The 12,786-nt window shown below is 44.8% G+C and carries 6 protein-coding genes and 2 pseudogenes; 5 read left to right on the top strand and 3 right to left on the bottom strand.

From position 1 onward, the window contains the following. Positions 1–125 precede the first annotated feature (125 nt). Together MIC7113_RS36450 and MIC7113_RS14960 are read right to left on the bottom strand one after the other, a co-directional pair. A pseudogene (locus MIC7113_RS36450) lies at positions 126–236 on the bottom strand (sucrase ferredoxin); the annotation flags it as partial. A 69-nt stretch (positions 237–305) separates the two neighbouring features. Continuing rightward, positions 306–536, bottom strand: a complete 231-nt coding sequence (locus MIC7113_RS14960) for a hypothetical protein (protein WP_041780074.1) — start codon at positions 534–536, stop codon at positions 306–308. 84 nt (positions 537–620) lie between these two features. Here MIC7113_RS14960 and MIC7113_RS14955 point away from each other — a divergent pair, with 84 nt between their 5' ends. Further along, entirely contained in the window at positions 621–1,532 is a 912-nt protein-coding gene (locus MIC7113_RS14955; protein ID WP_015180904.1) for an IS5/IS1182 family transposase, read from the top strand. Positions 1,533–1,694: 162 nt separating this feature from the next. Here the strand turns inward: MIC7113_RS14955 and MIC7113_RS14950 are convergent. Further along, positions 1,695–2,144 (bottom strand): annotated as a pseudogene (locus tag MIC7113_RS14950) (PEP/pyruvate-binding domain-containing protein); the annotation flags it as partial. Between the two features lie 394 nt (positions 2,145–2,538). Between MIC7113_RS14950 and MIC7113_RS14945 the strand changes: the two are divergent. From MIC7113_RS14945 to MIC7113_RS38125, 4 genes are all read left to right on the top strand, one after another. Continuing rightward, positions 2,539–4,536, top strand: a complete 1,998-nt coding sequence (locus MIC7113_RS14945) for a response regulator (RefSeq protein ID WP_015183000.1) — start codon at positions 2,539–2,541, stop codon at positions 4,534–4,536. Positions 4,537–5,824: 1,288 nt separating this feature from the next. After that, on the top strand, positions 5,825–6,223 hold the full coding sequence (locus tag MIC7113_RS14935; RefSeq protein WP_041780071.1) for a response regulator: 399 nt from the start codon (positions 5,825–5,827) through the stop codon (positions 6,221–6,223). Between the two features lie 305 nt (positions 6,224–6,528). After that, positions 6,529–7,893 (top strand): GAF domain-containing sensor histidine kinase, encoded by a 1,365-nt coding sequence (locus tag MIC7113_RS33380; RefSeq protein WP_015182998.1) that lies wholly within the window; start codon positions 6,529–6,531, stop codon positions 7,891–7,893. 107 nt (positions 7,894–8,000) lie between these two features. Continuing rightward, complete coding sequence (locus MIC7113_RS38125; protein WP_015182997.1) at positions 8,001–12,785, top strand: PAS domain S-box protein; 4,785 nt, start codon at positions 8,001–8,003, stop codon at positions 12,783–12,785. The last annotated feature ends 1 nt before the right edge of the window (position 12,786 follow it).

Here is a 12,786-nt window from a genome sequence, read left to right as displayed (position 1 = left end):
AAAGGCAAAAAAACCTGCCGTATCCAGTATTAATTTCCCTTTATTTTGGACTTCATTAATGCTGCTTATTTGCTCTTCGATGGAGAACGACGTTGATGAGCAGGGTGGGAGCTTGCCTGATGTCAGCCGAAGTGGGAACAGCGCCAGACTCGCAACTGTTCGTTAGAGGCAGCGGCGTACTCTTGACGTAACTGCTGATAGATGGGGTAGCCAAACCGAGAGCAGGCAACATCAACGAGGAAATTAAGTAATTGCAACAGTCTATTGTTCGTTCTGCTCATTCAAAAAAGATTATAGGGTGAGGGTCAGTTTGAAGAAAGCAATTGCTCTTTGAGTTCTTCCAGATACAGTTCAGTGCCAATCGGACCTGGTAATCCATAACAAATATAAGCAGGGACAAAGTACACCCGATCGCTCTTACTGGCTGTCAAAGACTGAGCGATCGCGCTTTTCTCCCACTTCTGCTGCACCTGCCGCAGTTGCCCTTCACTAAAATTTTGGGTAGATTGATTGGGTGCAAAGTTGATTCCCAACAAAACAATTAGACATCTCCGAAATATAATTAAAAACCGAAAATAAAGTGGTAATATTATAATTTACTTTTTAATTTTTACAGTAAAATGAGTAATATACCAGAGTACCTTGAAAAAAATCAACAAGAAAGTAAACGATTAATTGGACTAGAGTACGAACAGTTACAGCAATTAATAGCTGCCGCTGAATTATTACATCAACAGAAAGATATCGAGATTGAGCAAAGAAAAGTAAGGATAAACAAGGCAGGAGGAGGTAGAAGACCAAAACTATCAGTCAAAGACCAAATAATATTAACTTTGGTATATCTACACCCGGAGCCAACATTCCAGATGCTAGGAGTCCAGTTCGGAGTTAGTGAATCAACAGCGAATGACATATTTCACTACTGGTCAGAGCTATTGAGGGAATTGCTGCCTGCTAGTCTGCTGGAACAAGTAAAAAAAAATCCCGGTGAGTATAAATGGGTGCAAGAAATTCTCGCCGAGTTGGAGTTAATAGTGGATAGCTGTGAACAGCCAATACCGAGACCCAAGGACTATCAAGAACAAAAAAAGTTTTATTCAGGCAAAAAGAAAAACCATACTTTGAAAAATCAATTAATTGTCACACCAAATGGACAAGAGATTGTAGATGTTATAGTGGGAAAGCCAGGGCCGACTAGCGACATAAATATTTGGAGAGAAGGTCAATCCAAGTTAGCTCCAACACAAAAATTCAAAGGAGATAAAGGCTATATAGGAGAAGTCCAAATAGAAACTCCTCAAAAAAAGCCGAGAGCCAGGGAATTAAGCCAAGAAGAAAAACAAAAAAATCGAGAGAAAGCGAGTGAGAGAATATTTGTTGAACACGTAATTAGATTACTAAAGATTTTCCGTGTAGCCCAAGAAAGGTTTCGCCTAAGAGCCAAGAGTTATCAGAGAATAATTCTTCTAGTGTGTGGATTAGTCAGATTAAGGATTGGGACGTTATTTATAAATAGCTCAGTCTGCGACTAAATCGATAAACATTTTAGATAAAAAATAGATATATTTGGGATAATTATTGATTTGAATTAGCTGTAGCCCTAATAAAAACGTTGAAATGGTTCAAATTACCCGGCTGCGTTAAATACTTCAAAAGCAGTCAGAGACTGCTTTTGGCTATTTTCGGAGATGTCTAATCAGGCACGCCCATTTTGCAAGGGTGAGAATCTCCAGATCGTTGATGGCATATTTACCTCGCTCACTTGGCGGTACTGGCACGTTTTTCGTCTGCTTACCACCACCGAGGTCGTACACCATTTTGATTTCTTTACTGCCCAAGCGTTTCTCTAGAATCGGGCGGAACCCTGCTTGGAGCGTAGGCTTAAAAAGAAAGTATTTATCGGGGTTGACAGCCCCTTGAACAACGTTTTCGCCCAAACCATAGGCAGCGGTCACTAAGGCGGCATTCTTAAAGCCGGTTTCGGTGTCGATGGAGAACATCACGCCCGATGCCGCCAAGTCGGAGCGTACCATCTTCTGGACGCCGACAGAGAGGGCAACCTCGAAGTGGTCGAAGCTTTTGATCGTGCGATAGGAGATGGCGCGGTCAGTAAATAGGGAAGCGAAGCACTTGTGGCAAGCTTCAGGCTCCGATGCAACCTTTGTCCTACAGTTCTAGTTGTAGGAAAACAATTTGAGGAAATTGTGAGGAACTGAACAATTAGGTTCCTCTTTCTAAAAAATTTATACTATAGACTGATGTGTCTAGTCTTTTACTTGCTCAAAAGCTAGCTATTAGTGGAACACGCCAATAGCAGCTACACTTTATATTTGCCTTCAAGACTAATAAGTAGGTAGGCATAAATAAATGAAGGTATGTTAACAAATATTTGGAAAGTAAAACCCTCTTCCCTTCTGCCTTCTGCCCCCTGCCTTGCCCCAACGACAAATATAAATGCCGACCTACTTACACAACAGCAAAGTAACTCACGCCTAAATTTTCCGGTTAGGACACTGTAGCGTCAAGGAATGAGTTCCGATGAAAATTCTGCTAGTAGAAGACGATGAGATTACAGCTAACGTCCTGGCACAAGAACTCACCACCCATCGCTATACTGTCGAGATAACAGCGGATGGTCAAACGGCTTTGGAACTGGCTCAAGCCTTTCACTACGATCTGCTCCTGCTGGATATCATTCTCCCTCATCTAGATGGAATGACGCTTTGTCGCCAACTGCGATCGCACGGGTTACAGATGCCGATTTTGCTGTTGAGTGCCAAAGACAGCAGCGCCGACCGGGTCATGGGTTTAGAGGCAGGAGCCGATGATTATGTGGTTAAGCCCTATGAACTTAATGAATTAATCGCTCGGATTCAGGCTTTACTGCGACGGGGTAGTTCTACCTTACCTACGGTGTTGACCTGGGAGAAGCTTCAGCTTGACCCAGATGCTTGCCAAGTGACTTATGGGGGAGAACTGTTACACCTGACTCCAAAAGAGTACAGCATACTAGAGCTTTTCCTCCGGAACCCCCAGCGCATCTTCAGCCGGAGTGCCATACTAGACCACATCTGGCATAGTGGCGAATTTCCACAAGAGGAAGCTGTCTCCACTCAAATAAAGGGTCTGCGGCACAAGCTAAAAGTAGTCGGAATGACTACAGATTTGATTGAGACAGTGTATGGATTGGGCTATCGGCTGAAAGCACCACCGCAAGATTCCCCCTCTCGAAGCGTGTCTCAAGAGGAGACAGGACATGTAGGAGCGCGATCGCGTGCTGTGAGCGTCAATAAAGCAGACAAGGGTCAAGCTCAAGCCAAAGTGCTGGCAGTCGTGCAACAGATGTGGGGTAACTTCAAAGAGAGTTTGGAGTCACACATGGCGCTGTTCGAGCAAGCGATCGCTCAAATCTCCACCGGAACCTTGGACGGCGAACTGCACTCAAAAGCCCAGGCCCAAGCTCACCGCTTGATTGGCTCATTGGGTTCATTTGGCTTACCGAAAGGTTCAGAGGTGGCGCGGCAGATCGAACAGTTGCTACGCTTAGAGCCTCTGGGTCAGAATGAGGCACGGCAACTTGAAAAATTGGTTGGGCAGCTCAAACAAGTTGTGGAAAACAAGCCATCTACAACGACCGCTGCTCCCGATCTAAAGATGGCTTCGGGTCGATTGCTGGTTGTGGATGATGATGTGGTGCTGACCCAACAGGTCAAACGGGAGGCGATCGCTTGGGGTTTGCAGGTAGAAGTGGCAATCGACCCGACAGCCGCAAGGAGAGCGATTTCGCAGCATCATCCTGATGTCATCGTGTTAGACCTCACCTTTCCCCAAACAACAGAGAACGGGCTGACCCTACTAGCTGAACTGGCACAGCGCACTCCGAGCATCCCAGTATTGGTAATGACTGGACGAAATCAATTAAGCGATCGCGTTGAAGTGGCACGTCTGGGCGGAGATGCGTTTTTACACAAACCTATTGCCCCAGAGGAGATTCTCAAAGCCGTTACTCAGGAACTCAATCGCACCCAGAAAGCAGAAGCCAAAGTGCTGATTGTCGATGACGATCCCCAGGTGCTAACTGCTTTGTCTACTCTGCTGGAACCTTGGGGACTTCATGTCACGACTTTGTCCCAACCCCAACAATTCTGGCAGGTACTGGAAGCCACTGCACCTGATATGCTGATTTTAGATATAGAGATGCCTGGTTTTAGCGGTATTGAACTCTGTCAGGTCGTTCGCAATGACCCTCGCTGGAGTGAGCTACCCGTGCTGTTTCTATCTGCCCATAACGATGCTGAAATCGTGCATCAAGTGTTTGCTGTAGGCGCAGATGATTACGTGCCCAAACCGATTGTTGAACCCGAACTGATTGCCCGTATCCTGAATCGGCTTGAGCGAACCCGATTCCTACACAGATTCACCGAAACCGACGAGCTAACTGGCGTGAGTACTCGGCGCAAATCTATGCAAGACCTAGAGCGGTTGCTACCTCTAGCAGAGCGTCATTGTTATTCTGACATACAGCATCGAAACTAGAACGATTCAGCCTGCCCAAGGAACCCGGCAATCAGGCGATCGCACCACTCGACAAGCACAACCCCATCTGCGTCTCATCCACGACCTATAGTGCAAACTGCTCAACCAGTCATCAGGCTCCTAACCATCGACAAAGGGCTAGAGCTAAAGTGATATTAAGCAATCCAGCCTCAGACCGAAGCCGAGTTGACTGCACTCAAAGAAGTACTTGCCGGGAGCATCCCAATTTTGTTTGCAAAAATACCAGGCGATTAGAAATCGCAGCTACACAAACCAAGCCTGCCTCCGCAGGCTAAAGATTAGTCCGCGCTAGCGGACTTCGTTTGTATAGCCCCAGACTTCTAGTCTGAGGGGCAGTTTACACATTTGGGATGCTCCCTACTTGCCACCATGACCGATGCCCAAAAGCAGCAGGCACGTCAACAAATGTTAATGGGCGACTGTTTGTTCGTCAACCCTCGCTGACTGTGGTTTTGTCTGTCCTGTGTTAGACGTGGCACACCAATCTTGCCATCCTCAAAATTTCCTCAAATTTATTCTCTAAGCTTTCAAGTATTGCAGTACACCTTAGTTCCTCCTTCAGGACAGAGCAATCAATGAAAAAATTGCAAGCATTTATCCAAAAAACTTTCTCTTGGTCATTCATATTAATAAGGGCATTTTTTGCGATTCTTTTATTAGTCATTTCGCTGCCTATAATGACTGTAATGTTAATAATTCCTGTAATGTTAATAATTCAGAATCCTTATTGCAAAAAAAAGAAAATAGAAACTATGTCTTTTCCCAAAAATACTTGTCAGTCAAAAATCCAACAGATTAAACTAATATTATGAAAATCTCCCTCTCACCCCTCTCTTAAATGAGAGAACTGATGGAAAACGTCTGTCAGTCATTAGTGGGGCGTCAAGGTAGGTTTGAGGGGTAAATTAATAAAACTTCTCCCTTGTTCTCCTTGTCTCCCTTCTCCTCTTTCAACCCATCAATTTAAGGTTGACAGACCACTAGCCTTGGTGATAGCAAAGACTGTGTCCGCAATCACATCCCGGTCATTCCTCAAAATTTCCTCATTTTGTTTGCTTAATCCAAAAATAGAAACACCTCAATATTAGAGCAGAATATTCAACTAATTTGCAGATAAAAAAAGAAATTCAAGTGTCAGAATTATATCAAAATCATTGCCGATCAATTGATTATATAACAAACCTTTACTACTAATGTAATGGGAGTAATAATTATGGTAAATTTAAACGAATGTTTTCTCCCATTGAGCAATCTACCAGAAGTATCAATGGAATCTGTAGCTACCAAACAAATCCTGATTATTGAAGATGAAGCAAATTTGCGAACAGTAGTGCAAACTTGTCTGGAAACGTTGGCAGGGTGGGACGTAGTACAGGCGAGTTCTGGTCAGGAGGGGCTACTTGTGGCAGAGAGGGAAAGACCTGATGCCATTCTCTTGGATGTGATGATGCCTGGAATGGATGGCATTACCTTTCTGCAAAAAATGCTTGCAAATCCTGAACTACAAGCCATTCCGGTGATTTTTCTAACCGCTAAGGTGGAGTTGACGGAGCCTCGCAAGTTTTTAAGGTTGGGAGTAAGAGGAGCGATCGCTAAACCCTTCAATCCCCTAACATTACACTATCAGGTCGCAACTACTCTAGGTTGGGATTCGGAGTTGGGGTGAAGCAGTCTCTACCTGCCATCTAGTTTGCTAGAAATGATTGTAAGACTTCGAGAAACAGTCGCTCCTTCGTTAAGCTTGGTTGCTTCTCGGACATCCTCAAAATTTCCTCATTTTTATCCGATAGCTTGAGCAAAACGACCTCTTGCCCCTCCTACTGCATGGGGGGGATTTATTCAGTTATGTCGAGACGAATAGGTCTAGAGGAGTTGGAGGTAGTGTGAAGTTTATCCACTAACCCTCAAAAGAAAAGTAGATTGATATTCACCGTCTTTCAAAACATCTTTTAAGCAGTAGGAGATAACGATATGCTCTGTAGTTACCCTCAGCTGGCTCAACAGTATACTGACAAATTTGCTACTTTTTATCCCACCCCTAACAGCAGTAAAACCAAGGGAACACTTACAGAACTTAAGCTTCAACAGGCAATTTCTCAACTTTGTCTGCGAGCATTGGCAGAACCTAATCTATCGACCTTCATGGTTGAAGCTGTTGCGCTAATCTCCCAAACTCTAGACGTAAAATATTGCAGTGTTTTAGAGCTCCTGCCCGATCGCAAAAGTCTAGTGCTGAGGGCTGGCATCGGCTTTCCAAAGGAAGCAATAGGAGCAGAAACAGTCGGCGAACAGAATTCTCTGACAGGATATACACTGCGATCGCGTCAGCCAGTGATTGTTGAAGATTGGCAGCAAGAAACGCGGTTGTGCAGTTTGCCCCTACTGCAAGAATACGACACGATCGGCAGTATCAGTACTGTAATTGAGGGGATAGAAAAACCTTTTGGTGTTTTGAGCATCCACGCAACCGAACCAAGCAGGTTTACCCAAAATGAGGTTAATTTTATCCAGACGAGCGCCCGAATATTGGCAGCGGCGATCGCACGTCAGCAGGCAGAAGCGCAGCTTGTAACGGAAAAACTCAATCGGCTGCAAAACAGCTTCCTCAATGCTGTTTCGGATGAACTACGCGCCCCCATTTTTAACATAAAGATGGCGCTGCAAATGTTAGCAAAAGCCCTCAATCGAAACCAAAATCTTTCAGCAGAATTCTCTCAGCAAAATGCCCCAACGAGCAAAGCTGCGCGTTGCTTTGAAGTTTTACAGAATGAGTGTAAACGAGAACTTAAGCTAATTAATGACTTACTGGATTTGCGGCAACTAGAAGCTGGTACTTACCCAAACTTTCTCTATGAATCGATTAGCTTACTAGAGTGGATACCGCCAATTCTAGAGTCACTGCATCTACGAGTTGAGCAGCAACGACAAATTCTGAACGTTAATCTTTCTGCTGAACTTCCACCCCTGATTACGGAGCCGACAATGCTCAAGCGTATCCTGCTAGAGCTGCTCGACAATGCCTGTAAGTATACTCCATCAGGCGAGACTATTACGGTTGCGGCTGATGTTGTAGGAGAGAAAATACGAGTGAGTGTGAGCAACTCTGGCGTTGAGATTCCTGCACAAGAGTGCGATCGCATTTTCGACAAGTTCTACCGCATTCCCAGCAATGACTTCTGCAAACAGGGTGGCATGGGCTTAGGACTAGCGCTAGTCAAACAGCTAGTTGAACGACTCGGCAGTACAATTCAGCTAGACAATGGTGTAGGTCAAACTACCTTTGTAATGGAATTGCCTGTGGGAGCATCCCCATTTTACAAATTGCCTACAGACTAAATTCTATAGAGGTTCGAGGTTCAGCTCCCCGATTTCTCGGAGAAGCCGGGGATTTCCTCTTCATTTAGAACTGCTATACATACAAAGTCAAAAAAATAGAATCTACGATGAATCACAATGATTTGTTATTGTCACAATCGGTCGATCTAACCAACTGTGACAAAGAGCCGATTCACCTTCCTGGCTTGATTCAGCCGCATGGAATTCTTTTTGTCTTACAAGAACCTCAGCTAAAAATATTACAAGTTAGCAACAATACTTTTAATCTTCTCGGTATTCACCCTCATGAAATTTTGGGGAAGAACTTCAAAGACTTCCTCAACTCATACCTAGTTCATTCGATTGAGAAACAATTAACTGAAAAATTTGAAAGTATTAATCCTATCAATTTATCCATCAATACTCAGAAAGGAGAGTTGTTCTTTGATGGCATTCTCCATCGTTCTGATGGAATGCTAATTCTTGAATTAGAACCCGTTACCTCAAAAGAATTTAGTAATTTTTTTAGTTTCTATCATTTACTTCAAGCACCCATTACCAAAATCCAAAAAACACTCACCTTGAACGAGCTATGTCAAGCGATTGTCAAGGAAGTGCGAAAACTCACGGGGTTTGACCGAGTGATGGTGTATCAATTCGACGCCCAAGATGCGGGTACAGTCATAGCCGAAGATAAGTTAGAGGGATTGAGTCCTTATCTTGGCTTACACTATCCAGCTTCAGACATTCCCCGGCAAGCAAGGCATTTATATGCGCTTAATTTACTGCGGTTAATTCCTGATGTGAATTACCAACCTGTAGAACTATTTCCTGTTGATAATCCAGCTACCAATCAGCCCCTCGATCTCAGTTTCAGTGTTTTAAGAAGCGTTTCTCCCATACATATTGACTATCTCAAAAATATGGGTGTTAGGGCTTCGATGTCAATCTCGTTAATTCGGAACCAAAAACTCTGGGGATTAATTGCTTGTCATCATCACTCAGCGAAGTATATTTCCTATGAGGTACGTACTGCTTGCGAACTGTTAGGAAAAGTCATGGCTTTAGAATTGACTTCTAAAGCAGACAATGAGAAATTGGATTACCGAATAAAATTAAACTCGATTCAGTCTAAATTTGTCGAAGCAATCTCCCAAGAAGAGAGTTTTGTAGACGGATTACTGAAGGAGAGAACTAATTTACTAGACTTGGTAGGCGCTCAAGGGGTAGCCATCTGTACTAGTGAAAATTTAACCCTCATTGGTCAGACCCCTAAGTTAACCGACATTCAAGAGTTAATAAATTGGTTAACTAAAACCATTAATCAAAATATTTTTTATACAGATTCTTTACCTAAACTATATCCAACCGCAGAGAAATTCAAGGAAGTTGGTAGTGGGCTGCTGGCACTTTCTATATCTAAGATTCAAAAGTATTATGTTTTGTGGTTTCGTCCTGAAGTCATTCAAACCGTAAACTGGGCAGGCAATCCTAATAAACCCGTTGAAGTTGAACAAGATGGAACTTTACGTATAACGCCTCGCAAATCGTTTGAGCTGTGGCAAGAAACGGTTCGGTTGAAGTCTTTACCTTGGAAGTCGTGTGAAATTGAAATTGCTTTAGAACTCAGAAGCGCGATTGTCGGGATTGCGTTACGTAAGGCTGATGAACTTTCTAAAGTCAATCAGCAACTCACGCTAGCCTTGTCCGCTGCCCAAATGGGAATTTGGGATTGGGATTTACTGACGAATCAGATTACTTGGTCAAGCGGTCACGAACAGTTATTTGGATTGGAACCGGGAACGTTTGAGGGGACTTATGAAGCGTTTGAAGCCTGCGTTTATCCAGAAGACCGAGAAGCGATCGCTTTAGCCGTAGAACAGGCACGCCTTGAAGGGCAGGATTATCATCACCAATTCCGAGTAGTTTGGGCAGATGGTAGCATCCACTGGATTGAGGGGAAGGGAAAATTTTTCTATGATGCCGATGGTAACGCGGTACGGATGCTGGGAACGGTGCGGGAAATTAGCGATCGCATTGCAAGAGTTGCACAACTGCGCCTCTTGGAATCCGTTGTCATCACGACGAATGATGCCGTAGTGATTACCGAGGCAGAACCCATTGACGAACCCGGCCCCCGAATTGTTTACGTCAATCCTGCCTTTACCCGCATGACGGGTTATACCCTAGAGGACGTTTTAGGCAAGACACCGCGTATCTTGCAAGGTGAAAAAACAGACCGAACAGTTTTAAATCGCATTCGTACAGCCTTGCAAACTTGGCAACTTAGCCAGGTTGAGCTGATTAATTATCGCAAAGATGGCTCCCAATTTTGGGTGGAACTGAGTATCGTGCCTGTTGCAGATGAAAAAGGCTGGTATACGCATTGGGTTGCCGTGCAGCGAGATATTACAGAACGTAAACTCACCGAGATTGCTCTACAAGAAAGTCAGCGCTTCATTCAACAGATTGCCGATACCGCTCCAAATTTGATCTACATCATGGATATCGTGCAACAGCGTAATGTCTACCTTAATCGTTTTGGCAGCCGATTTTTTGGTTGTCCCTCCGAAGAAATCCAACACTTAGGGTCAGCATTTTTTGCAGACGTGCTGCACCCAGATGATTTTCGTCAGCTTAATGAACTCCCAGAACGATGTGCTACAGCAAAGGATGGTGAAGTCCTGGAAAATGAGTTTCGCATGAAAAATGCAGATGGGGAGTGGCGCTGGTTTCACACTTGGGATGTTGTCTTTTCTAGAACGGCTGAAGGTTTACCCCAACAAATCTTGGGAACGGCTATCGATATTACCCAAGCCAAGCAACTTGAACAAGCACGACAACAGGCTGAGCAACAAATCCGCTTTCAAGCTGGGTTGCTGGATGCCGTAGAACAATCGGTCATTGCTACAGATTTAGCAGGCAACATCATTTACTGGAATCGCTATGCAGAAGTTCTCTATGGCTGGAGGGTAACAGAAGTATTGGGTCGCTCAATTGTAGACGTAACACCCGCCTCAACTACCCAAGAGCAAGCTGTAGAAATTATGGTTCGCTTGCAAGCTGGGGAAAGTTGGTCGGGAGAATTTTGGGTACAGCGACGGGATGGCACTACTTTTCCAGTCCTAGTGATTGACTCTCCGATTCACGATGAGCAAGGGGAGTTGATTGGCATTATTGGCGTTTCCGTAGACATCACTCAACGCAAACAAACCGAAGCCTTTTTACAGCACCTTAATGAGGAATTAGAAATTCGAGTTAGAGAGCGAACTCAGGAGTTAGAACGCTCTCAAGCTGCCTTACAACAGCAAATGGAACGAGAACGGTTGATGATGGCGATCGCTCAACAAATTCGCCAGTCCCTAGACTTGCAAGAAATCCTCGATACCACCGTTACCGAAGTGCAAAAATTGCTCTGGGCGGATCGGGTTTTGGTCTACCGAGTTTGGTCTAATGGTGCTGGCAGAGTCATCGCCGAAGCTGTTGCGCCGGGATGCATCAAGGTTTTAGACATCCCCTTACCCACAGAGACTTTTCCCGAAGAATATCGCCAGCGCTATGCTGAGGGACGAATCTACACCCTCACTGACCTCGATCACGAGGAAGTCTCGCCCTGTCTGGCGAACTGTCTGAAACAGATTCAAGTCAGGGCGAAGGTAGTCGTTCCGATTATCCAACAAGACACCCTTTGGGGATTGCTGATTGCCCATCAGTGTTCTCAACCCAGAGAGTGGCAACCTTGGGAAATCGAGTTGCTGGTCTCATTAGCCAATCAAATGGCGATCGCAACTCAGCAATCGGAACTCTACCAACAACTTCAGGACGAACTGAGGGAACGTCAGCAGATGGCGGCAGCATTGCGGCAGAGTGAAGCCGAATTCCGCTCTTTAAGTGAGAATTCACCGGTCGGTATCTTCCGCATGGATGCACAGGGGCGCTGTACTTATACCAATCCACGCTGTCAGGTTATCTGTGGCTACACGTTTGAAGAGGCGTTGGGAGAGGGTTGGTTAAAGTTCGTTCACCCAGAAGACCGAGAGTGGTTAATAGAGCAGTGGTCACAAACCCTATCTGAACAACAGGAATTCTCAGCTGAGGTTCGCTATATCCATCAAGATGGAACCATTCGTTTTGCTCAGATGAGAACATCTCCCTTGTTTAGCGCTAGCAGCCAATTAATGGGTCATGTGGGAACAGTGGAAGATGTCACTGAACGTCGAGCCATTGAACAGATGAAAAACGAGTTTATCTCGATTGTCAGTCACGAACTGCGAACGCCCCTTTCCTCCATTCGTGGTTCTCTGGGGTTACTCGCTGCCGGAGTCTTTAAACATAAGCCAGAATCTGCTCAACAGATGTTAGACATCGCCGCTCATGATACCGAACGCTTAGTGCGTTTGGTTAATGACATTCTCGATTTAGAGCGACTCGAATCACATAAAGTCAATCTCGTCAAGCAGTGGTGCGATGCAGCGACACTCCTGCAACAGTCGGTTGAAACGGTGCAATCGTTGGCAGTAGAAGGCAACATTATGTTATGTGTTGAACCGACTTCTGTTCAAGTCTGGGCAGATCGCGATCGCATTCTTCAAACTCTCGTTAATCTGGTCAGTAATGCGATTAAATTTTCACCCCCACAGAGTACGGTTACGCTGAGTGTTCAAGACCAAGCCGACCAGGTTTTATTTCAAGTGAAAGACCAAGGGCGCGGTATTCCTGCCGATAAGTTAAACACTATCTTTGGACGGTTTCAACAGGTGGATGCTTCTGACTCCCGCCAAAAAGGGGGAACAGGTCTGGGTTTAGCCATCTGTAAAAGCATCGTACAACAGCATGGCGGCAAAATTTGGGTGGAAAGTGTGGTCGGAGAGGGCAGTAACTTCTATTTCACTTTGCCAAAACCACTCGATTAGC

It is taken from the genome of Allocoleopsis franciscana PCC 7113, from assembly GCF_000317515.1.
GTDB classification, from domain to species: Bacteria; Cyanobacteriota; Cyanobacteriia; order Cyanobacteriales; family Coleofasciculaceae; genus Allocoleopsis; species Allocoleopsis franciscana.
Note: the sequence above shows the minus strand (reverse complement) of the source record. Positions and strands in the feature narration are given on the sequence as shown.

Excerpts from the sequence above, each read along its gene's own strand:
- MIC7113_RS38125 (WP_015182997.1), top strand. The coding sequence starts at position 8,001 with ATGAATCACAATGATTTGTTATTGTCACAATCGGTCGATCTAACCAAC.
- MIC7113_RS14935 (WP_041780071.1), top strand. The coding sequence starts at position 5,825 with ATGGAATCTGTAGCTACCAAACAAATCCTGATTATTGAAGATGAAGCA.
- MIC7113_RS14955 (WP_015180904.1), top strand. The coding sequence starts at position 621 with ATGAGTAATATACCAGAGTACCTTGAAAAAAATCAACAAGAAAGTAAA.
- MIC7113_RS33380 (WP_015182998.1), top strand. The coding sequence starts at position 6,529 with ATGCTCTGTAGTTACCCTCAGCTGGCTCAACAGTATACTGACAAATTT.
- MIC7113_RS14945 (WP_015183000.1), top strand. The coding sequence starts at position 2,539 with ATGAAAATTCTGCTAGTAGAAGACGATGAGATTACAGCTAACGTCCTG.